The organism is Klebsiella sp. GB_Kp047 (assembly GCF_040065235.1).
In the GTDB taxonomy this organism is placed as follows: Bacteria; Pseudomonadota; Gammaproteobacteria; order Enterobacterales; family Enterobacteriaceae; genus Klebsiella; species Klebsiella quasipneumoniae.
Window position 1 is genome coordinate 62,936 of the sequence record NZ_JBEAJG010000007.1, and the last position, 26,120, is coordinate 89,055.

Consider the following 26,120-nt stretch of genomic DNA (forward strand, 5'->3'; position numbering starts at 1 on the left):
CTTTCCCCAGCACGAATTATTTAGCGCATCGCAACATAGTTATTAATAAAAAACAAAAACACCCTCTGTAAATTACCGGGCATGGTGAGCGGCTTCGCTATGCCCAAAATCTGGAGACAGATTGCGATGGATATTTCAGTTACCGCTGTAAAAACCGGGCGTCGCCGTTATTTGACGCTAATCATGATCTTTATTACCGTGGTTATTTGTTATGTTGACCGCGCCAACCTCGCCGTCGCCTCGGCGCATATTCAGGAGGAGTTTGGTATTAGCAAAGCGGAAATGGGCTACGTATTTTCCGCCTTTGCCTGGCTGTATACCCTCTGCCAGATACCGGGCGGTTGGTTCCTTGACCGCGTGGGATCCCGGCTTACCTACTTTATCGCCATCTTTGGCTGGTCTGTAGCCACGTTGCTACAAGGCTTCGCCACCGGATTAATGTCGCTCATTGGCCTGCGCGCTATCACCGGGATCTTCGAGGCACCTGCCTTTCCAACCAATAACCGCATGGTGACCAGCTGGTTCCCGGAGCACGAGCGCGCTTCCGCTGTCGGGTTTTATACCTCCGGGCAATTTGTTGGTCTGGCTTTCTTAACGCCGCTGCTGATTTGGATCCAGGAGCTATTGAGCTGGCACTGGGTGTTTATTGTTACCGGCGGTATCGGCATTATCTGGTCGCTGATCTGGTTCAAGGTTTATCAACCGCCGCGCCTGACCAAAAGCATCAGCAAAGCCGAACTCGACTATATTCGCGACGGCGGCGGCCTGGTGGATGGCGATGCGCCGGTGAAGAAAGAGGCGCGTCAACCGTTATCGAAAGCGGACTGGAAGCTGGTCTTTCACCGCAAGCTGGTCGGTGTTTACCTTGGGCAGTTCGCGGTAACCTCGACGCTGTGGTTCTTCCTGACCTGGTTCCCGAACTATTTAACCCAGGAAAAAGGCATTACCGCGCTGAAGGCCGGTTTTATGACCACGGTGCCCTTTCTCGCCGCATTTTTTGGCGTCCTGCTCTCTGGTTGGCTGGCGGATAAATTGGTGAAAAAAGGCTACTCGCTGGGCGTGGCGCGTAAAACGCCGATCATCTGCGGGCTGCTGATCTCCACCTGCATCATGGGAGCGAATTACACCAACGACCCGGTATGGATTATGGCGCTGATGGCGCTAGCGTTCTTCGGTAACGGTTTTGCCTCCATTACCTGGTCGCTAGTCTCATCCCTGGCGCCGATGCGCCTGATCGGTCTAACCGGTGGCGTGTTTAACTTTGTTGGCGGCCTGGGGGGCATCACCGTCCCGCTAGTGATTGGCTATTTGGCGCAGGATTACGGCTTTGGCCCGGCGCTGGTTTATATCTCAGTAGTGGCCCTGATTGGCGCGCTGTCTTATATCCTGCTGGTCGGTGATGTGAAACGTGTAGGTTAAATTTTTGCGATACGCTACCCTGATGCGTAAGTCTCGCATCAGGGTATCGTCATGAAACAAATCACTTTTGCTCCCCATCATCATCAGCTCACCAATATTAATACCTGGACCCCCGACAGCCAGTGGCTGGTGTACGACGTCCGCCCGTCCGGCGCGTCGTTCACCGGCGAGACCATAGAGCGAGTGAACGTAAACAGCGGCGCGGTGGAGACCATTTATCGTGCCACGCAAGGCGCGCACGTCGGCGTGGTGACCGTGCATCCAACCCAGGAGCGCTACGTGTTCATTCACGGCCCCGAGCGGCCGGATGCACAGTGGCAGTATGATTTTCATCACCGTCGCGGGGTGGTGGCCTTTCAGGATACCGTCGAGAATCTGGACGCCATGGACATTACCGCCCCTTACACCCCCGGGGCGCTGCGCGGCGGCAGCCACGTCCATGTCTATAGCCCCAACGGCCAACTGGTCAGTTTTACCTACAACGATCATGTGCTGCACGAGCGCGACCCGGCGTTGGATCTGCGTAACGTCGGCGTGGCGGCGCCGTATGGGCCGGTGACGCCGCCGGGCCACCATCCGCGCGAATACGGCGGCAGCCACTGGTGCGTGCTGGTGAGCCGCACGACGCCGACTCCCGCGCCGGGCAGCGATGAGATTAATCGCGCCTATGAAGAGGGCTGGGTCGGGAACCATGCGCTGGCGTTTATTGGCGATACGCTGGCGGAAAACGGCGACAAAGTCCCGGAGCTGTTTATTGTCGAGCTGCCGCAGGATGAAGCCGGCTGGAAGCAGCCCGGCGGGGCGCCGCTGGCGGGCACCGCAAGCACGATGCCGGCGCCGCCGGCGGGCGTCAGTCAGCGTCGTTTGACCTTCACCCACCATCGCCGCTACCCGGGGCTGGTGAACGTTCCGCGCCACTGGGTGCGCGCCAATACGCAGGCGACGGCGATAGCCTTTCTGATGCGCGACGACGCCGGCGTAGTGCAGCTATGGCTTATTTCCCCGCGGGGGGGCGAGCCGCGGCAGTTGACGCATCACGCGTCGGGTATCCAGTCGGCGTTTAACTGGCATCCGTCGGGAGAGTGGCTGGGCTTTGTACTGGAGGGGCGGATTGCCTGCTGTCATGCCGGCACAGGCGATATCACCTTTTTAACCGAGGCGCATGCTCATGCGCCCTCGGCGGACGCGATCGTCTTTTCGCCAGACGGTAAACAGATTGCCTGGATGGAGGAGGTGGACGGTTATCGTCAGCTGTGGGTTACGCAGACCGGGCGATAACTTACTGGGCAGGCATCGGCGCTGGCGGGATCACCGAGTTGGTCGCCAGCGTGGCCTTCTCGCTCTTTTCGACCCGAGATTTGATTGAGCTGTCGGTGCGGAACATATCCCACGGCAGCAGCAGGGTATCCATGACGGCGGTGAACGGCATGTCCAGCGCCACCAGCGATTTCACACCCCAGTTGGTATTGCTGTCCCCCAGCGTTTGCGCACTGGATCGCGTGCCCGGATAGGTTCCCTCTTTGCCACCGGTATGTGACATTACGCTGGAGCAACCGCTCAGGCTTATTATCCCGCTGAACAGGACCAGCTTTAACAGTCGTCTGCTTTTCATTGTTCTTCCATCGTCGTTTCGGGCGTTGAGATAACCTTGTTGGGTTATATCGGGCCATCCCGTGAATGCATAGCGTTATTGCGCCGCACTGTGGCGGGCATCGCACTTTGCTTTTTGTGCTCCTCCCCCCAGTCTAAGCAATCATCGGCAAACTGCAAAAAAAAACGCCCCGAATCCCTTGAAAAGGACGGGGAGAAACCCATTTTATAGGTGTAACCCGCTGAGAATACGCCTGAGGGGTATTCCGGATTACCGCGGCCTGTCCACGATGGAAGGTCATTTGATTCTCGCTGATTTTCAGGAGCTATTTATTATGCGTAACTTCGATCTCTCCCCGCTTTATCGTTCAGCCATTGGTTTCGACCGCCTGTTTAACCTGCTGGAAAACAATCAAAGCCAGAGCAATGGCGGCTACCCTCCGTATAACGTCGAGCTGGTAGACGAAAACCACTATCGCATCGCCATCGCGGTGGCCGGCTTTGCTGAAAGCGAACTGGAGATCACCGCCCAGGACAATCTGCTGATCGTCAAAGGCGCCCACGCTGCCGAGCAGAAAGAGCGGACCTACCTGTATCAGGGGATCGCCGAGCGCAACTTCGAGCGCAAATTCCAGCTAGCGGAAAACATTCATGTCCGCGGCGCCAACCTGGTAAACGGTTTGCTGTATATCGATCTGGAACGGGTGATCCCGGAAGCGAACAAGCCGCGCCGTATCGAAATCAACTAATTGTCTCTCTCAGGCCGCAAGGCGGCCTGATGTAACAACCTGCTCGCCGTCAGGGAGCAGATGCGAATTCACGCAATTCGCAGACATTCACTCGCTTCTTAGAAGGAGAAAACAGTATGCGTAACTACGATTTATCCCCCCTGCTGCGTCAATGGATCGGTTTTGACAAACTGGCCAGCGCCCTGCAAACCGCCGGTGAAAGCCAGAGCTTCCCGCCCTATAACATCGAAAAAAGCGACGATAACCACTACCGCATCACCCTTGCGCTGGCCGGTTTCCGTCAGGAAGATCTGGATATTCAACTGGAAGGCACCCGCCTGGTGGTAAAAGGCACACCGCAGCAGCCGGAAAAAGAGACCACCTGGCTACACCAGGGGCTGGTGAGCCAGGCCTTCAGCCTGAGCTTCACCCTCGCTGACAACATGGAGGTCTCTGGCGCGACCTTCACCAACGGTCTGCTGCATATCGATCTGACCCGCAATGAGCCTGAGCAGATCGCCCCGCAGCGTATCGCCATCAGCGAACGACCGGCGTTAAATAGTTAATTAAGCGAAAAACTTATAAAGCCCCGATTTTCGGGGCTTTTTTGTGCCTGTCTGTTTGCTGGTATTGTGCGCCAGGCAGCATACAACCCGCCTGGCCGCGGTCATAATCCCTGTTAATAATAATGTTATTCACAGGGACGGTACCATGAGTGAGATAGCATTGACGGTCAGCGTACTGGCGCTGGTGGCGGTGGTTGGGTTGTGGATCGGCAATGTCAAAATCCGCGGCGTTGGCTTTGGTATTGGCGGCGTGTTATTTGGCGGCATTATCGTCGGTCACTTTGTCGATCAGGCGGGCGTCGCCCTCAGCAGCCCGATGCTGCATTTTATTCAGGAATTCGGCTTGATCCTGTTTGTCTACACCATCGGTATCCAGGTGGGACCGGGCTTTTTCGCCTCGCTGCGGGTCTCAGGCCTGCGGCTCAATCTGTTCGCTATCCTGATCGTGATTCTCGGCGGCCTGGTCACCGCGGTGCTGCATAAGCTGTTCAATATTCCTCTCCCGGTGGTGCTTGGCATCTTCTCCGGCGCGGTGACCAACACGCCGGCGCTGGGGGCCGGGCAGCAAATCCTGCGCGATCTCGGGGTGCCGTTCGAGGTGGTCGATCAGATGGGGATGAGCTACGCGATGGCGTATCCGTTCGGCATCTGCGGCATTCTGCTGACCATGTGGCTGGTGCGCCTGTTCTTTCGCATCAATGTCGAGAAAGAGGCCCAGCAGTTTGAGGAGAGCAGCGGCAACGGCCATGCCCATTTGCACACCATCAACGTGCGGGTGGAGAACCCCAACCTCCACCAGATGGCGATTCAGGATGTGCCGATGCTCAACAGCGACAATATCGTCTGTTCGCGGCTGAAGCGCGGTGAGCTGCTGATGGTGCCTGCGCCGGGAACCCTTATCCAGGCCGGCGATCTGCTGCACCTGGTGGGGCGGCCGGAGGATCTGCACAATGCGCAACTGGTGATCGGCCAGGAGGTGGCCACCTCGCTGTCAACGCGCGGCACCGATCTGAAGGTGGAGCGGGTGGTGGTGACTAACGAGAAAGTGCTGGGGAAGAAAATACGCGATCTGCACGTCAAACAGCGCTATGACGTGGTGATCTCCCGGCTTAATCGCGCAGGCGTCGAACTGGTGGCCAGCAGCAGCGCCAGCCTGCAGTTTGGCGATATCCTCAACCTGGTCGGCCGTCCGGAGGCGATTGACGCCGTGGCCGCCGAGCTGGGTAACGCCCAGCAGAAGCTGCAGCAGGTTCAGATGCTGCCGGTATTTATCGGCATCGGCCTCGGGGTACTGCTGGGTTCTATCCCGTTGTTTATTCCCGGCTTCCCCGCCGCCCTGAAGCTGGGGCTGGCCGGAGGGCCGCTGATTATGGCGCTGATCCTCGGGCGTATCGGTAGCATCGGCAAGCTGTACTGGTTTATGCCGCCGAGCGCCAACCTGGCGCTGCGCGAGCTGGGGATCGTGCTGTTTCTGGCGGTGGTCGGGCTAAAATCGGGGGGCGACTTTGTGGCGACCCTGACCCAGGGCGATGGCCTGAGCTGGATCGCTTACGGCATTTTCATCACCGCCATCCCGCTGCTGACGGTAGGCATTCTCGCGCGCATGCTGGCGAACATGAACTATCTGACGCTGTGCGGCATGCTGGCCGGCTCGATGACCGACCCGCCGGCGCTGGCCTTCGCCAACAATCTGCACGCCACCAGCGGCGCGGCGGCGCTCTCTTACGCTACCGTCTATCCGCTGGTGATGTTTCTGCGGATTATCACCCCGCAGCTACTCGCCGTGCTGTTCTGGGGGCTGAGCTAGCGGGCTGTGCGTCTGGACGCGGCGCAGATGGTAGTCCACCTGATACTCGCTGGCGTTGCGGAACATGACCGAATAGTTAAGAAACTCGCCGCTGTCGCTGTAGGAAAGGGAGGTAATACGCAGCAGCGGCGTCTGCTCCGGGACGTTCATTGAGCGCGCCAGCTGCTTGTCCGCCAGCACCGGCGTCAGCGTTTCATAGTTCCCGCTGATGATGATCCCGCACTCCTTCTCAATATAATCAAATTTCGACCCTTCCAGATGACTCAGCGACAGGTTGCGGAACAGCTTCACCGGCATATAGCTATCCTCCAGCATCAGCGGCTTGCCGTCGACGAAGCGCACCCGCCGTGAGAAGTAGATCCGTTCATCAATTTTAATCCGCAGCAGACTGGCGATGGCCGGCGGGGCGGGCATCACCTCGAAGGCCAGCACCTGACTCACCACCTCTTTACCCTGTTTGCGCAGCACTTCCGCCAGGCCGGTGAGATTGCTGGTTTCATGATGGACGTCTTTGCGCGCCACGTAGGTCCCCGAGCCGTGACGACGGACCACCAGCCCCCAGTCCACCAGCAGGTCGATGGCTTTGCGGATGGTCATGCGCGCCACCCCGAACTCCTCGGCCAGTTTTTTCTCTCCCGGCAGCGGGCTGCCGATGGCGAAGTCGGCAGAATTCAGCCGTAGCCGCAGGCGGTCAGCAATGGATTTGTAGATCACCAGTAGTCCTCTTGTACAGGAAAGGGCGAGGTTATTTTCTTCACCTGTTAGCAAAAAATAGGTTTTAAGACAGATAGTTATTATCCATTCATTAGATCGATTACATCCTTTAGCTTATCGATGTCTAACTTTTGTTAGCGAAGTAGACAACTTTGGCCAAATTAAAACCATGAAAGCGATCACGAATCGCAACGGCGCGGCATGTTGTCGGACGGGCAAATTCCTATTCTCGAGTGAGGCCGGTAACCAAGAAAAAGAAGGCCATTCACCCTACGAGTTGTTATATGAGGATTTCCCAATGCTCAGTCAAATACAACGCTTTGGCGGCGCCATGTTTACCCCGGTTTTATTGTTTCCTTTCGCCGGGATCGTGGTCGGTATCGCCATTATGTTGCGCAACCCGATGTTCGTCGGCGAAGCGCTGACCGCACCCGACAGCCTGTTTGCACAAATCGTTCACATCATCGAAGAGGGCGGTTGGACCGTCTTTCGTAATATGCCGCTGATTTTCGCCGTCGGCCTGCCGATTGGCCTGGCGAAGCAGGCCCAGGGCCGGGCCTGTCTGGCGGTACTGGTGAGCTTTCTCACCTGGAACTACTTTATCAATGCCATGGGGATGACCTGGGGCCACTTCTTCGGCGTCGACTTTTCCGTTGAACCCACGGCCGGCAGCGGCCTGACGATGATTGCGGGGATTAAAACCCTCGACACCAGCATTATCGGGGCGATCGTCATCTCCGGCCTGGTGACGGCCCTGCATAATCGCTATTTCGATAAACCCCTGCCGGTGTTCCTCGGCATCTTCCAGGGCTCATCGTTTGTGGTCATTGTCGCCTTCCTCGCGATGATCCCCTGCGCCTGGCTGACGCTGCTCGGCTGGCCAAAAGTCCAGCTGGGTATTGAATCGCTACAGGCCTTCCTGCGCTCTGCCGGCGCGCTTGGGGTGTGGGTTTACATCTTCCTTGAGCGCATTCTGATCCCCACCGGCCTGCACCACTTCGTCTATGGCCCGTTCATCTTTGGCCCGGCGGTGGTGGAGGGGGGACTACAGGTCTACTGGGCAGAGCATCTGCAGGCGTTCAGTCAGAGTACGGAACCGCTGAAGACGCTGTTCCCGGAGGGCGGCTTTGCCCTGCACGGTAACTCGAAAGTGTTTGGTTCGGTGGGCATTGCGCTGGCGCTCTACTTCACCGCCGCGCCGGAAAATCGCGTCAAGGTTGCCGGCCTGCTGATCCCCGCCACGTTGACCGCGATGCTGGTCGGGATCACCGAGCCGCTGGAGTTCACCTTCCTGTTCATCTCGCCGCTGCTGTTCGCCGTCCACGCGGTGCTGGCGGCGTCCATGGCGACGGTAATGTACATCTGCGGGGTGGTGGGCAATTTCGGCGGCGGCCTGCTCGATCAATTCTTGCCGCAAAACTGGATCCCAATGTTCCATCACCACGCTTCGATGATGTTCATTCAGATAGGCATCGGCCTCTGTTTCACCGCCCTCTACTTCGTGGTCTTCCGCACCCTGATCCTGCGTCTGAACCTGAAGACGCCTGGCCGGGAAGAGAGCGAAATCAAGCTCTACAGCAAGGCCGATTACCAGGCGGCACGAGGTAAAACCACGGCCGCCGCCGCGCCAGAGACCCGGCTGGGTCAGGCCGCTGGCTTCCTGCAGGCCCTCGGCGGCGCCGGCAACATTGAAAGCATCAACAACTGCGCCACCCGACTGCGCATCGCGCTGGTCGATATGACGAAAACGCAAAGTGACGACGTCTTTAAAGCGCTGGGCGCCCACGGGGTAGTTCGCCGCGGCAACGGGATTCAGGTCATCGTCGGCCTGCACGTTCCCCAGGTGCGCGACCAGCTGGAAAACCTGATGAAAGATTCTCTTTCGACCGAACATACCACCATGACGGAGGCAGTATCATGAAAAAATTCTCAGTTGTTATCGCAGGCGGCGGCAGCACCTTCACTCCGGGCATTGTCCTGATGCTGCTGGCAAACCAGGATCGTTTTCCGCTGCGGTCGCTGAAATTTTACGACAACGACGGTGCGCGCCAGGAGACCATCGCCGAGGCGTGCAAAGTGATCCTCAAAGAGCAGGCGCCGGAGATTGAATTCAGCTATACCACCGATCCGCAGGCGGCGTTTACCGATGTTGATTTCGTCATGGCGCATATCCGCGTCGGGAAATATCCGATGCGTGAACAGGATGAGAAAATCCCGCTGCGCCACGGCGTGCTGGGCCAGGAGACCTGCGGACCGGGCGGGATCGCCTACGGTATGCGCTCTATCGGCGGCGTGCTGGAGCTGGTGGATTATATGGAAAAATATTCGCCGAATGCCTGGATGCTCAACTACTCCAACCCGGCGGCGATTGTGGCGGAAGCCACCCGCCGTCTGCGGCCAAACGCCAAAATCCTCAACATCTGCGATATGCCAATCGGTATCGAAGGGCGGATGGCGCAGATTGTTGGCCTCAAAGACCGTAAACAGATGCGCGTGCGCTACTACGGCCTCAACCACTTCGGCTGGTGGACCTCGATTGAGGACCTCGACGGCAATGATTTGATGCCGAAACTGCGCGAATATGTGGCGAAATACGGCTATGTGCCGCCTTCTAACGACCCGCACACCGAGGCCAGCTGGAACGACACTTTTGCCAAAGCGAAAGATGTGCAGGCGCTGGATCCGCAGACCATGCCGAATACCTATCTGAAATATTACCTGTTCCCGGACTACGTGGTGGCCCACTCCAACCCGGAACGCACCCGCGCCAATGAGGTGATGGATCATCGCGAGAAAAACGTCTTCAGCGCCTGCCGGGCGATTATTGCCGCCGGGAAATCCTCCGCTGGCGATTTGGAAATTGACGAACACGCGTCGTATATCGTCGATCTGGCGACGGCCATCGCCTTTAACACCCAGGAAAGGATGCTGCTGATTGTGCCGAACAACGGCGCGATCCATAACTTTGACGCTGACGCGATGGTGGAAATTCCTTGCCTGGTGGGTCACAACGGGCCGGAGCCGCTGACGGTCGGCGACATCCCGCACTTCCAGAAAGGGATGATGAGCCAGCAGGTGGCGGTGGAAAAACTGGTGGTCGATGCCTGGGAACAGCGCTCTTACCACAAGCTGTGGCAGGCGATTACCCTGTCGAAAACCGTGCCGAGTGCCTCGGTGGCAAAAGCGATCCTCGACGACCTGATTGCCGCCAACAAAGATTACTGGCCGGAGCTGCATTAATCCCCGCCGTTGACCGGCGCCCTGCGGGGCGCCGGTTCTTCTCCCCGGTTCCTGATTTACGCTATGCTGAAGCCTGCTGCGCGATGAACAAGGAACCGTCATGAAAATCTCCCGCCTCGGCGAAGCGCCGGATTACCGCTTTTCGCTGGCTAACGAACGTACCTTTCTGGCATGGATCCGCACGGCGCTCGGTTTTCTCGCCGCTGGCGTCGGTCTTGACCAGCTGGCGCCAGACTTTGCCACGCCGCTGATCCGTGAAATTCTCGCCCTGCTGCTGTGCCTGTTTGCCGGCGGCATGGCCATCTATGGCTATCTGCGCTGGCTGAATAACGAGAAGGCGATGCGCCTGAAGCAGGATCTCCCCTATACCCGGACGCTGCTGGTGATTAGCATCCTGCTGCTGGCGGTGGTGGTCGCGGTGATGCTGCTGGTGCTGTATGGCGGATAAACGCCGGGCGCGGCGGGAAAGCGACCCGGGACTACAGCCAGAGCGTACCTCGCTGGCCTGGTTTCGCACCCTGTTGGGCTATGGCGCGCTGATGGCGCTGGCGATTAAGCACAGCTGGCACCGCGCCGGACTGCCTTTCTGGCTATCGATCGGCGTGCTGACGATAGTGGCGGTGATACTCTGGGGCTATACCCGCCGTCGTCATCTGATGGACGTCGACGACAGCGATTTTTTACAGCCGCGGGCGGTTCGTGACAAATTTTTGATCGCACTCGCAGTACTTTCTTTGGCATTCCTGTTTGCTGTTACTCACCTTCAACAGATCGTTTTATTCATTAGGGATATGTCATGACAGGATGTCCGGCGAATTTGCCTCTTACTCATGCCCCCGGCCAGCACCATGACACTCCCTTTCAGGCTGTCGTTGTGGAGGCGCATCATTGCCATCAACCGCAGGCGTTCTATGCGCAGCTGCGTCAACAGGGACTCACGGCTATCCATTTTATTCCGCAGCTGGCGGCCGGCGACGCCGCGCTGTGGGGTGAGTTTCTCTGCGCAGTCTTTCACCGCTGGGTGCAGGAAGATATTGGCCGTATCAATATTTTGCTGTTTAGCGAGACGCTGAGCGCCTGGTGCGGCGAGTTGATAACGCAGGCGGGAGCGCCGGCGGCCAACAGCGCCTGCTACGGCTGTCCGTGGCTGCGCCTGTGCCGCTGCGGCGAACAGGAAGACCCGCTGTGTGCGGGTTACCGACAGTTTTACGATCTCAGCGGGCCCTATATGCGGGTGATGCGGGACCTGCGCCGACAGCAGCGGCCGCCAGAGGCGTTGATGCCGCTGCTGCGCTGAAGATTAGCGCCCCTTCGCCAGATACTGCGCCATCTCCTCTTCCGGCACCATTCCGCCGCCGGTGGCCCACACCAGGTGGGTCGCCTGCTGCAGCTGTTGCTCACTCAGCCCCTGCAGCTGATGGTACGCTTTGCTGGCGCAGACGCGCTGCGGCCCGGCCATTCCGGCCAGCGCGGAGGGTTCAAGGCGGATATTTTCCGCTGTCGCCAGCCAGCCCAGCATGTCATACATCGTCTGGTCATCAAGGGTATAGAACCCGTCGAGCAGGCGCTCCATTGCCCGGCCAACGAAGCCGGACGCCCGGCCGACCGCCAGACCGTCGGCGGCGGTCAGATTATCAATGCCTAAATCCTGTACCGCTATCTGGTCATGAAGCCCGGTATAGACGCCGAGCAGCATGCAGGGGGAGTGGGTCGGTTCGGCGAACAGGCAGTGAACGTGGTCGCCAAAGGCCAGCTTGAGGCCAAACGCCACGCCGCCAGGGCCGCCGCCGACGCCGCACGGTAGGTAGACGAACAGCGGATGGTCGGTATCGACCACCCGTCCGGCTTTGGCGAACTGCGCCTTCAGGCGCTCGCCGGCCACGGCATAGCCGAGGAACAGCGTGCGCGAATTTTCATCGTCGATGAAAAAGCAGTTCGGGTCGGATTCCGCCGCCTTGCGCCCCTGTTCGACCGCCACGCCGTAGTCCTCTTCATACTCCACCACCGTCACGCCGTGGCTGCGCAGTTTGGCCTTTTTCCACGCCCGGGCGTCTGCGGACATATGCACGGTAACCTTAAAGCCGATGCGGGCGCTCATGATGCCGATCGACATCCCGAGGTTGCCGGTGGAGCCGACGGCGATGCTGTACTGGCTGAAGAACTGTTTAAACTCCGGCGTCAGCAATTTGCGATAATCGTCTGCGGTAGTCAGCAGACCGGCTTCCAGCGCCAGCTTTTCCGCATGGGTCAGCACTTCATAAATGCCGCCGCGCGCTTTGATCGAGCCGGAGATCGGCAGATGGCTGTCTTTTTTCAGCAGCAGTTCGCCGCCAATCGGCTGGCCGAATTTTTGCTCAAGGCGGTGCTTCATTGCCGGAATGGCGACTACTTCCGATTCGATAATCCCGCCGCTGGCGGCCGTTTCCGGGAAGGCTTCCGCCAGATAGGGCGCGAAGCGCTGAAGGCGGGCATGGGCGCCCTGCACGTCGTCGGCGTTCAGGCCGACGTAAGGCAATCCCTCCGCCGGGGTGGTGGTGGCGGGGTTAAACCAGGTGGTTTCTTTCAGGGCGATCAGATCCTGCACAAGCGGGAAGGTCGCGGTTAAGTTGGTCAATTCAGCGTGTTTCATCATACGTCTCTTTGCGCTCAGATAATGAAAGAAAGCAGGAAGGTGGCGGCCAGTGCAAGTAGCGACGCGATAAAAGTCGCCGTCGTGTAGTACTTGAACGTTTCACTGAGGCTGGCGCCGCAGTACTGTTTTACCAGCCAGAACAGGGAATCGGTGACGATCGTGCAGCCAATGGCGCCGGAACCGATGGCAATGGCGATGATCTCCGGGCTGACGCCGGGATAAAGCGGCAGCATCGGGGCAACGATGGCGGTAGCGCCCATCATCGCCACGGTGGCGGAGCCAACGGCGGCGTGCAGGATAAGCGCCACCAGCCAGGCCAGCAAAATCGGGTGCATATCAAGGTTCGATAGGATCACCGCCAGGCTATCGGCCAGGCCGCTGGATTTTAAAATCGCGTTGAATGCGCCGCCTGCGCTGATAATCAGCAGGATGTTGGCGATAGACCCAAAGCCGTTTTCCGTATGGGTCAGCAGGACGCCCATCCCCATCTGCCGACGAATGCCGAGCATGTAATAGGCGACAAAGACGGCGATAAACATCGCGGTGATGGGGTTGCCGATAAATTCCAGCACCGTATACAGCGTGCCGCCTTTCGCCATGTTCAGTTCGGCGACGGTTTTCACCAGCATCAGGCCAATCGGCAGCAGTACGGTAAACAGCGTGGCGCCGAGCGACGGCAGCGTCGACGCCTCGCGGACCTCAAGGTTGGCAAATTCGGCCGGAACCGGTTTGTACGGCAGGCGGTTGCCTAACGCTCTGAGAAACAGCGGACCGCCAACCAGCGAGGCGATCAGACCGACCAGCAGGCCATAAACAATCACTGTGCCGATATCGGCGCCCAGTTTGTTAGCGACAAACAGGGCCGCCGGATGCGGGGGGACCACGCAGTGCACCGCCATCAGCGCGGTACACAGCGGAATAGCCAGCTTCAGCAGCGAGGTATGGGTTTTTTTGGCGATGGAGAAGGCCAGGGGGATCAGCAGGACCACGCCGACTTCGACAAACAGCGTGATGCCGCAGATCAGGCCGACCAGCACCATAATCACGTCCGCCGACAGCCAGCGGCAGCGCTGCAGCGCCAGGCCGATGCGCTCCGCCGCGCCGGAGACCTCCATCATCTTGCCGAGAATGGTGCCGAGACCGATTACCGCCGCCAGGAAGCCCAGCGTGCCGCCGATCCCGCTCTCGATGGCGTTGACCATCTCCAGCGGGCCCATTCCCATCATCGCGCCGACGAAAAAGCTCGCCAGCAGCAGCGCCAGAAATGGATGAAACTTCAGTTTGACGATCGTTAAGACGATTAACACGATGCTGATCAGCAGCGTGCTCACAACCCAGACTTGCGAACCCATATTCCACCTCGCCTGTGAATAATCTGGCCTTATTGAAGCGAGAATCGTCATGGGCTGACAAACGATAAAAATGGGCTTTAGGGTGAGGAGAATTGAATCAAATGGGTGATTTAGCTCAAAAACAGACCATTAAATATGCTATGGGTCAAATTAACTCACCCTTTTGCGGCAAAACCGGCGTGATTTTTTTATCATCAACAGCCACTGTATTTGCCAGGAGCGCGTGATGGATGTGCTAAAAACCTTAGGTACCCGGTTGCTGAACGGCTGGCAGCTCTCCAGGCTGTCGACCTTTGAGGTGGCGGCGCGGCACGAGTCGTTTGCCCTGGCCGCCGACGAGCTGGCGCTCACGCCTGGCGCCGTCAGCCACCGGATTAATCAACTTGAAGAGGAGCTGGGGATCCTGCTCTTTGTCCGCTCGCATCGCAAAGTTGAGCTGACGCGTGAAGGTAAGCGGGTCTACTGGGCGCTGAAGTCGTCGCTGGATGGTCTCAATCAGGAGATCCTCGATATCAAAAACCAGGAGCTCTCCGGCAGTCTGACGGTCTACTCGCGGCCCTCTATCGCCCAGTGCTGGCTGGTGCCGGCCCTGGGTGACTTTACCCGCCGTTACCCGGCCATCTCCCTCACCGTGCTGACCGGCAATGAAAACGTTAACCTGCAGCGGACGGGCATCGATCTGGCGATCTATTTTGATGATGCGCCGTCGTCGCAGCTGAGTCACCATTTTCTGATGGATGAGGCGATCGTGCCGGTATGTACGCCGAATTACGCGCAACAGCGGCAGTTAATGTCGAATCCGGGCAATCTGTGCCACTGTACGTTGCTCCACGACCGCCAGGCATGGAGTAACGATTCCGGCACCGACGAGTGGTATAGCTGGGCGCAGCAGTTTGCGGTGGAACTGCCGCCATCGTCGGGGATTGGCTTCGATCGTTCCGATTTAGCGACGATTGCGGCGATGAATCATGTCGGGGTGGCGATGGGGCGTAAGCGGCTGGTGCAGAAGCGGCTGGAGAGTGGGGAGTTGATCGCCCCGTTTGGCGATATGACGCTGAAATGCCACCAGCACTACTATGTAACCACCCTGCCGGGTCGCCAGTGGCCGAAAATCGACGCCTTTATCGAGTGGCTGCACAGCCTGACATAAGACAAAAGCAGCCACCGGGAGGTAGCCCGGATAAGGCGTCAGCCGCTATCCGGGGCACGGCCGCCGCGCTTATACCGGCTGCTGATGATGGGTAAAGCGCGAGGCCAGCGGCAGCCAGCACAGCAGAATCAACAGACCCATCAGCATCATCAGCAGACCGAGACTGCCCTGACCGTTTTGCGGCATCATCGCCGACAGCCAGGCCAGTACGCCGGAGCCGATATTCTGCAAGCCGCCAACCAGCGCCCCGGCGGTACCGGCGAGGAACGGGAATGGCTCCATCGCGCCGCTGGTGGCCAGCGGGAACAGCATGCCGGCGCCGAAGAAGAACAGCGCCGCCGGCACCAGCAGGGTCCAGACGGTCATGACGCCCAGCAGCCCCGGGATCCACATCATCAGACCCGCCAGCAGGCAGCAGATAACCGATTGCCACATCAGGGTCGGGAAACGCTTGTTGGGGCGGCCGGCAAACCAGGCGCCGAAGAAGGCCGCCGGGATCGGCAGAATAAACAGAATACTCACCGCCATGCTGCTCAGGCCGAGCACCGCGCCCATCAGTACGCCGGAACAGGCTTCGAATACCGCAATCCCCGCCAGGCCGCCGATCAGCATCAGCAGATAGCAGTTAAACGCGCCAGTGCCGAACAGCGTTTTGTAGCTGGCCAGAAGTTTGGTGCGCGGCGCGCCCTCCGGGCGCGTTTCCGGCATCCATTTCGCCATGCTGAAGGTCACCCCGGCGCACAGCACCAGCAGGAAAGCGTAACAGGCGTGCCAGCTCCACAGGGTGTCGAGGATGCCGCCGAGCAACGGGGCAATCAGCGGGCTGACCAGAATACCCATATTTAACAGGCTATTGGCATGACGCAGCTGGGCGCCTTCGTACAGATCGCGGGGCAGGGTGCGCGCCATCACGCCGCCGACGCCGGTGCCCATCCCTTGCATGGCGCTGGCGGCGATCAGCACCGGCAGGCTATGGGTGGTCATGGCGACCAGCGTCGCCAGCATAAAAATCGACATCCCGACGAGGATCACCGGGCGGCGACCGATGCGGTCGGAGAGCGGGCCGTAAAACAGCTGTGAAATACCGTAGGTCAGCAGGTAGGCCGCCATCACGCTTTGAACCGCCCCTTCGCGAACGTTCAGCGCGACCGCCATGTCGGCGATGGCCGGAATATATATGGTCTGCGCCATCTGGCCAACGGCCACCAGCAGTACCAGCATCAACAACAAATTGAAGTTTTTATGCCGTTTCATGTCGATGAATACTTTGTGAGTAAAGAGAAATGAAGAATATGTGACTGGCACATCCCGTAATCGATGGAGGAATCTACCATATAAAAATGACAGAACAACTGCAAAGTGCCGATTATTGAGGGAGTTCCAGGCAGATTATGTAAACAGGAACGGCAACTAATGTTGCCATTGCAGGCTACGCAAGGCGCAGGAGGATCGCCCCGGCGGCAATCCCGCAGGCGGCGAAGATGCGCAGCGGCATCAGTTGCTCTTTCAGGACGATAAAAGCGATTAGCGCGCCGAACAAAATGGAGGTTTCACGCAGCGCGGCGACCACCGCCAGCGGCGCCTGGGTCATCGCCCACAGCGCCAGGCCGTAGGAGCCCATGGTGCCGATACCGCCGAGGATACCTTTTCGCCAGTGCAGGCGCAGATAGCGGCTGGCTTCAGCGCTGCGGGTCATCATTGCCCAGCTTAGCAGGCAGAAGCCGTTCATAAAAAAGGTCCACAGGGTGTAGCCCAGCGCCGAGCCCGCCAGCCGGACGCCGGTGCCGTCCACCAGCGTATAGCCGGCGATGAAGCAGGCGTTGATCAGCGCCAGCACGATGCCTTTGCGCGAGCTGGCGCGGCCGTTAAAGGCCATCGCCAGAATAGCCAGGCAGATGACGCCGATGCCCAGCCAGGCCAGCGGCGACAAACGATCGCCGAGAAACAGCACACTTATCGCCGCCACCAGCAATGGGGCAGTTCCCCGCATCAGCGGATAGGTCTGGCTCATATCCGACACCTGATAGGTCTTCGCCACCAGCACCGTATACACCACCTGTAACGCGCACGACGCCAGCAGATAGGGGGCGCTGGCAAGCGTTGGCTGCGGGGCAAAGGGCAGCATCACCAACGCGATCAGCGCGGCCGAGCCGCTGACGCCGATCGCCGCGTACATTTTATCGCCGCTGGCTTTGACAATAGCGTTCCAGCTGGCGTGCAGCAGGGCGGCGAACAGCAAAATGCAGAATACGGTGATGGTCATCGCAGACAGGTTCAACAGTGAAGGTCACCGGACTGTAACACGCGCCCGCGCTGCCAGCCAGCGGGGGCTACAGCGAACAAAACAGGCGATGCGTCACCCGCGGTTCATCGTACACCGGGCGAAAGCCAAGTCTTTCATAAAAGTGCCAGGCCTGCGCCGGGGCGTGGGTGTTCAGAAAATCAAACCAGGCGCTGGAGTGGGTGATAACCGAGACCAGCAGCTGCTGGCCGATCCCCCGGCGGCGGTAGCGCTCGCTGATGTAGAGATGGCGAATACGCCCGGCCCGCGGCTGCGGGCTGAAGGGATCGCTATTGATGCCGCATACCCCAACCAGCTGGTGGTTCACAAAGGCGCCCAGCAGCGTTTCGCCCGGCGCGGTAAAGCGGTTTTTGCCGCTCTGCCAGTTTTCCGCCAGGCGGCGCAGCATATTGAAATGCTGTTCAAGGCTTTCGGTGCGCAGCGCCGCGAACCCCGGGGCATCCGGCGTCGTGGCGGCAATTAACAGGGGTGGCATAGCTTCCTCCATCAAGTCATCCCGGGACGCCCGGCGGGCGCCTGCAGGGGGGCGGTTTCCCGCCCCCCTCAGGTGCGACTTGAACCTGAATCAGCGGAACTGTTTCAGGACTGCATCAAGTAGTTGCAACACAGCAACCATGAGTTTCAGGATTAAAATAATAATATCCATTCCGCCCATACGCGCGTCTCCTGTGGTTAAGGAGCACAATAAGCTGACGTACCTTTCCGCTGCCTGTTGCCAGCTTATCCCTGCCTGTCGCCGGCGGCGTCGCCCTGGCCAATGATTGCTCCTTCCGTGGACGGCTTCCCGGCCCGCCGCCAGCAACGACAGGGGTGCGCAGCGCTGAACCACGCGTTGCCGCGCGGACCAGTGACTGCACGTTGTTGACGTAACACAGTGTGCTCTCTCGGGGTTAAGGCACTGACGGCACCACCCGTTTCAGCCAGGACTTCGTTGCGCCGGTCAAACTTGCGGCCCCCGAATGGCACACCATGAACACACCCAGTATAGATAAATACTGTATGGATGAACAGTATTTTTTGGACAAATCCGCCGCTCTCGCCCATACTCTATGACAGAGAAAAAGCGACCTTAAATTGCGCGAACTGCAGCGATCGCGTATACTTTTGGCGTTGACGTAATACAGTGTGCTTGCGGCTACCACCTGTAACCATACTGATAAAAACCTCGCTCCGGCGGGGTTTTTTGTTTTCTGCCCTTTTGCGCCGAACTGTGATCTTTCGCGCAAATTTTCGTGGATGAAAATAAATCCATTGTGAAAACGTAAAACCTGTGTTTGTATAAATTCAGCTTATTTTTCGACACAACAGGTCCCTAATGAACGCAACCCTGATCGCTTCGACCCTACTAAAAACCGCGCCAGCCGCGGTGGTCGTCGTGTCTGTGGTGGTCGTCGTCGGCAATGCGCCGTAGGGTCCGGAACAACACGAATTCCAAACCCCGCCGGCGCAAACCGAGCGGGGTTTTTTGTTGGCGAGCCCCCCGGTAAAGTCGGCCCAGAAGAAAAGGACTGGAGCATGGCAAGTTCGGGCACCACATCAAACACAATGCGCTTTACCGGCGCGCAGCTGGTTGTTCATTTACTGGAACGCCAGGGTATCACTATGGTTAGCGGCATTCCGGGCGGCTCCATCCTGCCTATTTACGATGCCTTAAGCCAGAGCACGCAGATCCGCCACATCCTGGCGCGCCACGAGCAGGGCGCGGGCTTTATCGCCCAGGGGATGGCGCGTACCGAAGGCAAACCAGCGGTCTGTATGGCCTGCAGCGGCCCGGGGGCGACGAACCTGGTGACGGCGATCGCCGATGCCCGCCTGGATTCGATTCCACTGGTCTGCATCACCGGCCAGGTGCCGGCATCGATGATTGGCACCGACGCCTTCCAGGAAGTGGACACCTACGGCATCTCTATCCCCATCACCAAACATAACTATCTGGTGCGCGACATCGCCGAGCTGCCGCAGGTGATCAGCGACGCCTTCCGTATTGCTCAGTCCGGGCGTCCCGGGCCGGTGTGGATAGACATTCCTAAGGACGTACAGTCGGCGACCATTGAGCTGGAAACGTTGCCGGAACCGGGCGAGCGCGCCGCTCCGCCGGCATTCGCCCCCGAAAGCGTGCGCGAAGCGGCGGCGATGATCAATGCGGCGAAGCGTCCGGTGCTCTATCTGGGCGGCGGGGTGATTAACGCGCCGCAGGAGATCCGTGAGCTGGCGGAAAAAGCCAATCTGCCGACCACCATGACCCTGATGGCGCTGGGCATGCTGCCGAAGGCGCACCCGCTGTCGCTGGGGATGCTAGGGATGCACGGCGCGCGCAGCACCAACTTCATTCTGCAGGAAGCGGATTTACTGATTGTTTTAGGCGCGCGTTTTGATGACCGGGCGATTGGCAAGACCGAGCAGTTCTGCCCGAACGCGAAGATTATCCACGTCGATATCGACCGCGCCGAGCTGGGCAAAATCAAGCAACCGCACGTGGCGATTCAGGGCGATGTGGCGGAAGTCTTAGCCCAGCTGAACCCGCAGATTGAGGCGCAGCCGCGCGAGGAATGGCGCCAGCTGGTGGCCGACTTGCAGCGCGAATTCCCTTGCGCCATCCCGCAGGAAAGCGACCCGCTTTCCCATTACGGCCTGATTAACGCCGTGGCCGCCTGCGTGGATGATGAAGCGATCATCACTACCGACGTTGGCCAGCACCAGATGTGGACGGCGCAGGCCTACCCGCTCAACCGTCCGCGCCAGTGGCTGACCTCCGGCGGCCTCGGTACCATGGGCTTCGGCCTGCCGGCGGCGATTGGCGCGGCGCTGGCGAATCCGCAGCGCAAGGTTATCTGCTTCTCCGGCGACGGCAGCCTGATGATGAATATTCAGGAGATGGCTACCGCCGCTGAAAATCAGCTGGATGTAAAAATTATTCTGCTGAACAACGAAGCGCTGGGGCTGGTGCATCAGCAGCAGAGCCTGTTTTATCAGCAGGGCGTTTTTGCCGCCACTTATCCGGGGATGATTAACTTTATGCAGATTGCCGCCGGTTTTGGCCTGCAAACCTGTGATTTAAATAACGAAGCCGATCCGCAGGCGGCGCTGCAGGCGATCATCGCTCGTCCGGGGCCGGCGCTGATCCACGTGCGCATCGACGCGCAGCAGAAAGTGTATCCGATGGTACCGCCGGGTGCGGCCAATACTGAAATGGTGGGGGAATAAGCCATGCAAAAACACTGTGAAAACGTCATTCTGGAACTCACCGTCCGCAACCACCCCGGCGTCATGACCCACGTCTGCGGGCTTTTTGCCCGCCGTGCCTTTAACGTCGAAGGTATTCTTTGTCTACCGATTCAGGGCAGCGAACACAGCCGCATCTGGCTGCTGGTGAACGACGATCAGCGTCTCGGGCAGATGATTAGCCAGATTGAAAAGCTGGAAGATGTCACCAAAGTGGCGCGTAACCAGTCCGATCCCACCATGTTTAACAAAATTGCGGTGTTCTTCGAGTAAACCGCGCAAGGCTTGAACGGTAAGGTGCTTATGGTTAAGGTAAGCGCCTTTGCCGGATGGCGCTGCGCTTATCCGGCCTACGGACACAGCGCTTTGTCGCCTCAGGCACCAGGACCCTATCATGACCACCATCGCCCTTATTGACGATCATTTGATTGTCCGCTCCGGCTTTGCTCAGCTGCTGGGGCTGGAAACTGATTTTCAGGTTGTCGCCGAATTCGGCAGCGGCCGCGAGGCGCTGGCGGGGTTGCCGGGGCGCGGCGTTCAGGTCTGTATCTGCGATATCTCAATGCCGGATATTTCCGGGCTGGCGCTGCTCAGCCAGCTGCCGAAGGGGATGGCGACCATCATGCTGTCGGTGCACGACAGCCCGGCGCTGGTCGAGCAGGCGCTTAACGCCGGCGCGCGGGGCTTTCTGTCGAAACGCTGCAGCCCGGACGAACTTATCGCCGCGGTGCGCACGGTGGCGGCGGGCGGCTGCTATCTCACACCGGATATCGCCATGAAGCTGGCCGCCGGGCGCCAGGATCCGCTCACCAAACGCGAACGCCAGGTGGCGGAAAAGCTGGCGGAGGGCATGGCGGTGAAAGAGATCGCCGCTGAGCTCGGACTGTCGCCGAAAACCGTCCACGTTCACCGCGCTAACCTGCTGGAAAAGCTGGGCGTCAACAATGACGTCGAGCTGGCGCGCCGTATGTTTGACAGCTGGCAATGAAGACCATACTCCCGCGCCTGCTGTCGGTGATCGGCTGCGCCTTTATCTTCGCCGCCGCCTGGTTTTGTCTGTGGAGCATCAGCCTGCATCTGGTGGAGCGCGCCGATCTGGCGGTGCTGCTGTTCCCCTTCGGCCTGCGTTTGGGGCTGATGCTGCAGTGCCCGCGCGGCTACTGGCCGGTGCTGCTGGGAACCGAGTGGCTGCTGATCTTCTGGCTGGCGCAGGAAGTGGCGCTGGCGCACCCGATAATATTGATGATCGGAAGCCTGCTGACCCTCCTGCCGGTGGCGCTGATCTCGCGATATCGCCAGCAGCGCGACTGGCTGACGCTTCTGCGTCAGGGCGGGGCGTTAATGGCCGCCGCGCTGCTGCAATCGCTGCCCTGGCTGGCGGAGGGGGAGGAGGGTCTTAACGCCCTGCTGTTGACGCTCACCGGCGGCCTGACTCTGGCGCCGACCTGTCTGGTGTTCTGGCACTACCTCACCAGCACCGTCTGGCGGCCCCTGGGGCCGTCGCTGGTGGCGCAGCCGGTAAACTGGCGCGGGCGGCATCTGATCTGGTATCTGTTGTTATTCACCATTAGCCTGTGGCTGCAGCTTGGGCTGCCCGCTGAGCTCTCCCGCTTTACCCCGTTTTGCCTTGCGCTGCCGATTATCGCCCTCGCCTGGCACTACGGCTGGCAGGGCGCGCTGATCGCCACATTGATGAACGCTATCGCCCTGATTGCCAGCCAGACCTGGCACGATCACCCCGTCGATCTCCTGCTTTCGCTGCTGGCGCAGAGCCTCACCGGACTGCTGCTGGGGGCGGGGATCCAGCGATTGCGCGAGCTTAACCAGTCGCTACAGAACGAGCTGGCGCGTAATCGTCGTCTGGCGGATCGCCTGCTGGAGACCGAAGAGAGCGTGCGCCGCGACGTCGCGCGCGAGCTCCATGATGATATCGGCCAGACCATCACCGCAATACGCACCCAGGCGGGGATCGTCCAGCGGCTGGCGCCGGACAACGCCAGCGTTCGCCAGAGCGGCCAGCTGATTGAACACCTCTCGCTGGGGGTTTACGACTCGGTGCGTCGCCTGCTGGGCCGCCTGCGTCCGCGCCAGCTTGACGACCTGCCGCTGGAGCAGGCGGTACGTTCTCTGATGCGCGAGATGGAGCTGGAGGACCGCGGCATTGTCAGCCATCTCGACTGGCGGATTAACGAGGCGGGGCTGAGCGAAAACCAGCGCGTGACCCTGTTCCGCGTCTGCCAGGAGGGACTGAACAATATCGTCAAGCACGCCAGCGCCAGCGCCGTCACCCTGCAGGGCTGGCAGCAGGAGGAGCGTCTGATGCTGGTGCTGGAGGATGACGGCTGCGGCCTGCCGCCGGGATCCAGCGCGCAGGGATTCGGTCTGACCGGCATGCGTGAGCGCGTGACCGCCCTGGGGGGCACGCTGACGATCTCCTGCACCCACGGTACCCGGGTGTGCGTCAATCTACCGCTGCGTTACGCCTGAGAGGATCGCTGATGTTCGCCTTTTTAAAAGCCCCGCCTGACGCTGCGCCGATTAGCGATAAACGCGAGCTTGATGCGCGTTATCGCTACTGGCGCCGCCATATCCTGTTGACCATCTGGCTGGGCTACGCGCTGTTCTATTTCACCCGCAAAAGCTTTAACGCCGCGGTGCCTGACATTCTCGCCAGCAACGTGCTGACCCGCAGCGATATCGGTCTGCTGGCCACGCTGTTTTACATCACCTACGGACTGTCGAAATTTTTCTCCGGTATCGTCAGCGACCGCTCCGATGCTCGCTATTTTATGGGGTTGGGGCTTATCGCCACCGGGGTGGTGAATATTCTGTTCGGTTTTTCTTCCTCACTGTGGGCCTTCGCCCTGCTGTGGGCACTGAACGCCTTCTTTCAGGGGTGGGGCTCGCCGGTCTGCGCCCGGCTGCTGACGGCCTGGTATTCACGCACCGAACGCGGCGGCTGGTGGGCGCTGTGGAATACGGCGCATAACGTTGGCGGCGCGCTGATCCCGATGGTGGTGGGAGCGGCGGCGCTACATTACGGCTGGCGCGCGGGGATGACCATCGCCGGCGGCCTGGCGATCCTCGCCGGATTATATCTGTGCTGGCGGCTGCGCGATCGTCCGCAGGCGGTGGGGCTACCCGCCGTGGGCGACTGGCGTCACGATGCGCTGGAGATTGCCCAGCAGCAGGAGGGCGCCGGGCTGACGCGCAAAGAGATCCTCACCCGATACGTGCTGGCAAACCCCTATATCTGGCTGCTGTCGCTGTGCTATGTGCTGGTGTACGTGGTGCGGGCGGCGATTAACGACTGGGGCAATCTGTATATGTCGGAGACGCTTGGCGTCGATCTGGTGACCGCTAACTCGGCGGTGACCATGTTCGAGCTGGGCGGATTTATCGGCGCGCTGGTGGCGGGGTGGGGCTCGGATAAGCTGTTTAACGGCAATCGCGGACCGATGAATCTGATCTTCGCCGCCGGCATTTTGCTGTCGGTTGGCGGCCTGTGGCTGATGCCGTTCGCCAGCTACGTGATGCAGGCGGCCTGCTTCTTCACCACCGGTTTCTTTGTCTTCGGCCCGCAGATGCTGATCGGCATGGCGGCGGCGGAGTGTTCGCATAAAGAGGCCGCCGGGGCGGCTACCGGGTTTGTCGGCCTGTTCGCATATCTTGGCGCGTCGCTTTCCGGCTGGCCGCTGGCGCAGGTAATGGATATCTGGCACTGGACCGGATTCTTCGTGGCGATCGCGATTGCCGCCGGCATTTCCGCGCTGCTGCTGCTGCCGTTCTTAAACGCGCAGGCGCCGCGCGCCGCCAGTGAAGCGTGATGCATCTCACTCTTTCGCCGCGAATGGGGCAAAACTAAGAAATTTTCCCGGTTTCACCTGGACGCCGTCTCAGGCCAGACGGCGCGCTGATTTTTACAATGCCTGGCTATGACGCAGGCATAAAAAATCAGCTCAGGAGATACCCATGCTGGCCTTTCTGAATCAGGTTCGTAAGCCGACCCTGGATCTGCCGCTCGACGTGCGGCGCAAAATGTGGTTCAAACCTTTCATGCAGTCCTATCTGGTGGTCTTCATTGGCTACCTGACCATGTACCTGATCCGCAAGAACTTTAATATTGCGCAGAACGACATGATCTCCACCTACGGGTTGAGCATGACCCAGCTGGGGATGATTGGCCTGGGCTTCTCCATTACCTACGGCGTAGGGAAAACCCTGGTTTCCTACTATGCCGATGGCAAAAACACCAAGCAGTTCCTGCCGTTTATGCTGATCCTCTCCGCCATCTGCATGCTGGGCTTTAGCGCCAGTATGGGTGCGGGTTCCACCAGCCTGTTCTTGATGATCGCCTTCTATGCGCTAAGCGGCTTCTTCCAGAGCACCGGCGGCTCGTGCAGCTATTCCACCATCACCAAATGGACGCCACGACGTAAACGCGGCACCTTCCTCGGCTTCTGGAATATCTCTCACAACCTCGGCGGCGCCGGCGCGGCGGGCGTGGCGCTGTTTGGCGCCAACTATCTGTTCGACGGCCACGTGATCGGCATGTTTATCTTCCCGTCGATTATTGCGCTGATCGTCGGCTTTATTGGCCTGCGCTACGGTAGCGACTCGCCGGAATCCTACGGCCTCGGCACGGCGGAGGAGCTGTTTGGCGAAGCGATCAGCGAAGAGGATAAAGAGACCGAAGAAAACGCGATGACCAAGTGGCAGATCTTTGTTGAGTACGTGCTGAAAAACAAAGTGATCTGGCTGCTGTGCTTCTCCAACATCTTCCTCTACGTGGTGCGTATCGGTATCGATCAATGGTCCACCGTGTATGCCTTCCAGGAGCTGAAGCTGTCGAAAGAGGTGGCGATTCAGGGGTTTACCCTGTTTGAGGTCGGTGCCCTGGTCGGCACGCTGCTGTGGGGCTGGCTGTCGGACCTGGCCAACGGCCGCCGCGCGCTGGTGGCCTGCATCGCGCTGGCGCTGATTATCGCCACTCTCGGTGTTTATCAACATGCCAGCAATCAGTACGTCTATCTGGCTTCGCTGTTTGCGCTGGGCTTCCTGGTGTTTGGCCCGCAGCTGCTGATTGGCGTCGCCGCCGTTGGCTTCGTACCGAAAAAAGCGATCGGCGCCGCCGATGGGATCAAGGGCACTTTCGCCTATCTGATCGGCGATAGCTTCGCCAAGCTGGGCCTCGGGATGATCGCCGACGGCACCCCGGTCTTTGGCCTCACCGGCTGGGCCGGCACCTTTGCGGCGCTGGACGCCGCCGCCATCGGCTGTATCTGCCTGATGGCCATCGTGGCTATCTTCGAAGAGCGTAAAATTCGCCGCGAGAAAAAGAACCGTATTTTGCAGACTGCCTGATTCACCAGGTATTTGGTAACCTTGCCCGGCCATT

At 59.5% G+C, this 26,120-nt stretch carries 28 protein-coding genes and 1 other annotated feature; of the genes, 19 read left to right on the forward strand and 9 right to left on the reverse strand.

What is annotated here, in order from left to right:
- Positions 1-81: 81 nt before the first annotated feature.
- Both ABLV76_RS05430 and ABLV76_RS05435 read left to right on the forward strand, forming a co-directional pair.
- Complete coding sequence (locus tag ABLV76_RS05430; RefSeq protein ID WP_032447014.1) at positions 82-1,419, forward strand: MFS transporter; 1,338 nt, start codon at positions 82-84, stop codon at positions 1,417-1,419.
- Between the two features lie 51 nt (positions 1,420-1,470).
- The gene (locus tag ABLV76_RS05435; protein WP_348878215.1) at positions 1,471-2,697 is read left to right on the forward strand and encodes a DUF3748 domain-containing protein; all 1,227 of its coding nucleotides are present in this window, start codon (positions 1,471-1,473) and stop codon (positions 2,695-2,697) included.
- 1 nt (position 2,698) lies between these two features.
- Here ABLV76_RS05435 and ABLV76_RS05440 read toward each other — a convergent pair whose 3' ends face one another.
- Positions 2,699-3,031 (reverse strand): YceK/YidQ family lipoprotein, encoded by a 333-nt coding sequence (locus ABLV76_RS05440; RefSeq protein WP_004202272.1) that lies wholly within the window; start codon positions 3,029-3,031, stop codon positions 2,699-2,701.
- A gap of 244 nt (positions 3,032-3,275) precedes the next feature.
- Positions 3,276-3,351: a sequence feature (ROSE (Repression Of Heat Shock gene Expression) occurs in the 5'-region of heat shock genes and acts as an RNA thermometer to modulate expression.), on the forward strand.
- Between ABLV76_RS05440 and ibpA the strand changes: the two genes are divergently transcribed.
- The 3 genes from ibpA (at position 3,345) to ABLV76_RS05455 (ending at position 6,110) form a co-directional block, all read left to right on the forward strand.
- Positions 3,345-3,758 (forward strand): small heat shock chaperone IbpA, encoded by a 414-nt coding sequence (gene ibpA / locus ABLV76_RS05445; protein WP_004151523.1) that lies wholly within the window; start codon positions 3,345-3,347, stop codon positions 3,756-3,758. (Overlaps the previous feature by 7 nt.)
- A gap of 116 nt (positions 3,759-3,874) precedes the next feature.
- Positions 3,875-4,303, forward strand: a complete 429-nt coding sequence (ibpB, locus tag ABLV76_RS05450; protein ID WP_004145074.1) for a small heat shock chaperone IbpB — start codon at positions 3,875-3,877, stop codon at positions 4,301-4,303.
- A gap of 145 nt (positions 4,304-4,448) precedes the next feature.
- Entirely contained in the window at positions 4,449-6,110 is a 1,662-nt protein-coding gene (locus tag ABLV76_RS05455; protein ID WP_004202271.1) for a putative transporter, read from the forward strand.
- Here the strand turns inward: ABLV76_RS05455 and ABLV76_RS05460 are convergent.
- Entirely contained in the window at positions 6,078-6,824 is a 747-nt protein-coding gene (locus ABLV76_RS05460; RefSeq protein WP_004202269.1) for a GntR family transcriptional regulator, read from the reverse strand. The genes ABLV76_RS05455 and ABLV76_RS05460 overlap by 33 nt on opposite strands.
- A 298-nt stretch (positions 6,825-7,122) precedes the next feature.
- Here ABLV76_RS05460 and ABLV76_RS05465 point away from each other — a divergent pair, with 298 nt between their 5' ends.
- The 5 genes from ABLV76_RS05465 (at position 7,123) to ABLV76_RS05485 (ending at position 11,361) form a co-directional block, all read left to right on the forward strand.
- Complete coding sequence (locus tag ABLV76_RS05465; protein WP_053809840.1) at positions 7,123-8,745, forward strand: alpha-glucoside-specific PTS transporter subunit IIBC; 1,623 nt, start codon at positions 7,123-7,125, stop codon at positions 8,743-8,745.
- On the forward strand, positions 8,742-10,064 hold the full coding sequence (locus ABLV76_RS05470; RefSeq protein ID WP_017899668.1) for a 6-phospho-alpha-glucosidase: 1,323 nt from the start codon (positions 8,742-8,744) through the stop codon (positions 10,062-10,064). The genes ABLV76_RS05465 and ABLV76_RS05470 overlap by 4 nt, the downstream gene beginning before the upstream one ends.
- Positions 10,065-10,164: 100 nt before the next feature.
- Positions 10,165-10,512, forward strand: a complete 348-nt coding sequence (locus ABLV76_RS05475; protein WP_004202264.1) for a DUF202 domain-containing protein — start codon at positions 10,165-10,167, stop codon at positions 10,510-10,512.
- A complete protein-coding gene (locus ABLV76_RS05480) occupies positions 10,502-10,864 on the forward strand; it encodes a DUF202 domain-containing protein (protein ID WP_053809841.1) in 363 nt (120 codons plus the stop codon). The genes ABLV76_RS05475 and ABLV76_RS05480 overlap by 11 nt, the downstream gene beginning before the upstream one ends.
- Before the next feature lie 74 nt (positions 10,865-10,938).
- A complete protein-coding gene (locus ABLV76_RS05485) occupies positions 10,939-11,361 on the forward strand; it encodes a regulator (RefSeq protein ID WP_348878216.1) in 423 nt (140 codons plus the stop codon).
- Between the two features lie 3 nt (positions 11,362-11,364).
- On the opposite strand, the gene dsdA is transcribed toward ABLV76_RS05485, so the two are convergent.
- Together dsdA and dsdX are read right to left on the reverse strand one after the other, a co-directional pair.
- Positions 11,365-12,693 (reverse strand): D-serine ammonia-lyase, encoded by a 1,329-nt coding sequence (dsdA, locus tag ABLV76_RS05490; RefSeq protein ID WP_348878224.1) that lies wholly within the window; start codon positions 12,691-12,693, stop codon positions 11,365-11,367.
- Positions 12,694-12,710: 17 nt separating this feature from the next.
- Entirely contained in the window at positions 12,711-14,048 is a 1,338-nt protein-coding gene (gene dsdX / locus ABLV76_RS05495) for a D-serine transporter DsdX (RefSeq protein WP_348878217.1), read from the reverse strand.
- Positions 14,049-14,140: 92 nt separating this feature from the next.
- Between dsdX and ABLV76_RS05500 the strand changes: the two genes are divergently transcribed.
- Both ABLV76_RS05500 and dsdC read left to right on the forward strand, forming a co-directional pair.
- A complete protein-coding gene (locus ABLV76_RS05500; protein WP_032425824.1) occupies positions 14,141-14,275 on the forward strand; it encodes a hypothetical protein in 135 nt (44 codons plus the stop codon).
- Positions 14,275-15,198: a DNA-binding transcriptional regulator DsdC gene (gene dsdC / locus ABLV76_RS05505; RefSeq protein WP_017899673.1), complete on the forward strand. Its 924-nt coding sequence runs from the start codon at positions 14,275-14,277 to the stop codon at positions 15,196-15,198. Before ABLV76_RS05500 ends, dsdC begins: the two co-directional genes overlap by 1 nt.
- Positions 15,199-15,267: 69 nt before the next feature.
- On the opposite strand, the gene emrD is transcribed toward dsdC, so the two are convergent.
- The 5 genes from emrD to ABLV76_RS05530 form a co-directional block, all read right to left on the reverse strand.
- Positions 15,268-16,452 (reverse strand): multidrug efflux MFS transporter EmrD, encoded by a 1,185-nt coding sequence (emrD, locus tag ABLV76_RS05510; RefSeq protein ID WP_208527349.1) that lies wholly within the window; start codon positions 16,450-16,452, stop codon positions 15,268-15,270.
- 175 nt (positions 16,453-16,627) lie between these two features.
- A complete protein-coding gene (locus ABLV76_RS05515) occupies positions 16,628-17,461 on the reverse strand; it encodes a DMT family transporter (RefSeq protein ID WP_348878218.1) in 834 nt (277 codons plus the stop codon).
- Between the two features lie 67 nt (positions 17,462-17,528).
- On the reverse strand, positions 17,529-17,975 hold the full coding sequence (locus ABLV76_RS05520; RefSeq protein ID WP_064190008.1) for a GNAT family N-acetyltransferase: 447 nt from the start codon (positions 17,973-17,975) through the stop codon (positions 17,529-17,531).
- Between the two features lie 90 nt (positions 17,976-18,065).
- A complete protein-coding gene (gene tisB, locus ABLV76_RS05525) occupies positions 18,066-18,185 on the reverse strand; it encodes a type I toxin-antitoxin system toxin TisB (RefSeq protein ID WP_004145059.1) in 120 nt (39 codons plus the stop codon).
- 450 nt (positions 18,186-18,635) lie between these two features.
- Positions 18,636-18,803, reverse strand: a complete 168-nt coding sequence (locus ABLV76_RS05530; RefSeq protein ID WP_072096580.1) for a hypothetical protein — start codon at positions 18,801-18,803, stop codon at positions 18,636-18,638.
- A gap of 12 nt (positions 18,804-18,815) precedes the next feature.
- On the opposite strand from ABLV76_RS05530, the gene ivbL reads away from it, so the two are divergent.
- The 7 genes from ivbL (at position 18,816) to uhpT (ending at position 26,086) form a co-directional block, all read left to right on the forward strand.
- Positions 18,816-18,911: an ilvB operon leader peptide IvbL gene (ivbL, locus tag ABLV76_RS05535; protein ID WP_002923286.1), complete on the forward strand. Its 96-nt coding sequence runs from the start codon at positions 18,816-18,818 to the stop codon at positions 18,909-18,911.
- 104 nt (positions 18,912-19,015) lie between these two features.
- Positions 19,016-20,704 (forward strand): acetolactate synthase large subunit, encoded by a 1,689-nt coding sequence (gene ilvB / locus ABLV76_RS05540; RefSeq protein WP_017899674.1) that lies wholly within the window; start codon positions 19,016-19,018, stop codon positions 20,702-20,704.
- 3 nt (positions 20,705-20,707) lie between these two features.
- Complete coding sequence (gene ilvN / locus ABLV76_RS05545) at positions 20,708-20,995, forward strand: acetolactate synthase small subunit (protein ID WP_023319383.1); 288 nt, start codon at positions 20,708-20,710, stop codon at positions 20,993-20,995.
- 121 nt (positions 20,996-21,116) lie between these two features.
- Positions 21,117-21,710 carry a transcriptional regulator UhpA gene (gene uhpA / locus ABLV76_RS05550; RefSeq protein WP_032456764.1) on the forward strand — a complete coding sequence of 198 codons (594 nt, stop codon included), beginning with the start codon at positions 21,117-21,119 and terminating at the stop codon, positions 21,708-21,710.
- 17 nt (positions 21,711-21,727) lie between these two features.
- Positions 21,728-23,209, forward strand: coding sequence for a signal transduction histidine-protein kinase/phosphatase UhpB (gene uhpB, locus ABLV76_RS05555; protein ID WP_348878225.1), 1,482 nt, complete (start codon positions 21,728-21,730; stop codon positions 23,207-23,209).
- Positions 23,210-23,220: 11 nt separating this feature from the next.
- Positions 23,221-24,549: an MFS transporter gene (locus tag ABLV76_RS05560; RefSeq protein ID WP_017899678.1), complete on the forward strand. Its 1,329-nt coding sequence runs from the start codon at positions 23,221-23,223 to the stop codon at positions 24,547-24,549.
- Between the two features lie 145 nt (positions 24,550-24,694).
- Positions 24,695-26,086 carry a hexose-6-phosphate:phosphate antiporter gene (gene uhpT / locus ABLV76_RS05565; RefSeq protein WP_004202242.1) on the forward strand — a complete coding sequence of 464 codons (1,392 nt, stop codon included), beginning with the start codon at positions 24,695-24,697 and terminating at the stop codon, positions 26,084-26,086.
- Positions 26,087-26,120: the final 34 nt, after the last annotated feature.

Excerpts from the sequence above, each read along its gene's own strand:
- ABLV76_RS05430 (WP_032447014.1), top strand. The coding sequence starts at position 82 with ATGGTGAGCGGCTTCGCTATGCCCAAAATCTGGAGACAGATTGCGATG.
- ABLV76_RS05435 (WP_348878215.1), top strand. The coding sequence starts at position 1,471 with ATGAAACAAATCACTTTTGCTCCCCATCATCATCAGCTCACCAATATT.
- ABLV76_RS05440 (WP_004202272.1), bottom strand. The coding sequence starts at position 3,031 with ATGAAAAGCAGACGACTGTTAAAGCTGGTCCTGTTCAGCGGGATAATA.
- ibpA (WP_004151523.1), top strand. The coding sequence starts at position 3,345 with ATGCGTAACTTCGATCTCTCCCCGCTTTATCGTTCAGCCATTGGTTTC.
- ibpB (WP_004145074.1), top strand. The coding sequence starts at position 3,875 with ATGCGTAACTACGATTTATCCCCCCTGCTGCGTCAATGGATCGGTTTT.
- ABLV76_RS05455 (WP_004202271.1), top strand. The coding sequence starts at position 4,449 with ATGAGTGAGATAGCATTGACGGTCAGCGTACTGGCGCTGGTGGCGGTG.
- ABLV76_RS05465 (WP_053809840.1), top strand. The coding sequence starts at position 7,123 with ATGCTCAGTCAAATACAACGCTTTGGCGGCGCCATGTTTACCCCGGTT.
- ABLV76_RS05470 (WP_017899668.1), top strand. The coding sequence starts at position 8,742 with ATGAAAAAATTCTCAGTTGTTATCGCAGGCGGCGGCAGCACCTTCACT.
- ABLV76_RS05475 (WP_004202264.1), top strand. The coding sequence starts at position 10,165 with ATGAAAATCTCCCGCCTCGGCGAAGCGCCGGATTACCGCTTTTCGCTG.
- ABLV76_RS05480 (WP_053809841.1), top strand. The coding sequence starts at position 10,502 with ATGGCGGATAAACGCCGGGCGCGGCGGGAAAGCGACCCGGGACTACAG.
- dsdA (WP_348878224.1), bottom strand. The coding sequence starts at position 12,693 with ATGAAACACGCTGAATTGACCAACTTAACCGCGACCTTCCCGCTTGTG.
- dsdX (WP_348878217.1), bottom strand. The coding sequence starts at position 14,048 with ATGGGTTCGCAAGTCTGGGTTGTGAGCACGCTGCTGATCAGCATCGTG.
- dsdC (WP_017899673.1), top strand. The coding sequence starts at position 14,275 with ATGGATGTGCTAAAAACCTTAGGTACCCGGTTGCTGAACGGCTGGCAG.
- emrD (WP_208527349.1), bottom strand. The coding sequence starts at position 16,452 with ATGAAACGGCATAAAAACTTCAATTTGTTGTTGATGCTGGTACTGCTG.
- ABLV76_RS05515 (WP_348878218.1), bottom strand. The coding sequence starts at position 17,461 with ATGACCATCACCGTATTCTGCATTTTGCTGTTCGCCGCCCTGCTGCAC.
- ABLV76_RS05520 (WP_064190008.1), bottom strand. The coding sequence starts at position 17,975 with ATGCCACCCCTGTTAATTGCCGCCACGACGCCGGATGCCCCGGGGTTC.
- ivbL (WP_002923286.1), top strand. The coding sequence starts at position 18,816 with ATGAACGCAACCCTGATCGCTTCGACCCTACTAAAAACCGCGCCAGCC.
- ilvB (WP_017899674.1), top strand. The coding sequence starts at position 19,016 with ATGGCAAGTTCGGGCACCACATCAAACACAATGCGCTTTACCGGCGCG.
- ilvN (WP_023319383.1), top strand. The coding sequence starts at position 20,708 with ATGCAAAAACACTGTGAAAACGTCATTCTGGAACTCACCGTCCGCAAC.
- uhpA (WP_032456764.1), top strand. The coding sequence starts at position 21,117 with ATGACCACCATCGCCCTTATTGACGATCATTTGATTGTCCGCTCCGGC.
- ABLV76_RS05560 (WP_017899678.1), top strand. The coding sequence starts at position 23,221 with ATGTTCGCCTTTTTAAAAGCCCCGCCTGACGCTGCGCCGATTAGCGAT.
- uhpT (WP_004202242.1), top strand. The coding sequence starts at position 24,695 with ATGCTGGCCTTTCTGAATCAGGTTCGTAAGCCGACCCTGGATCTGCCG.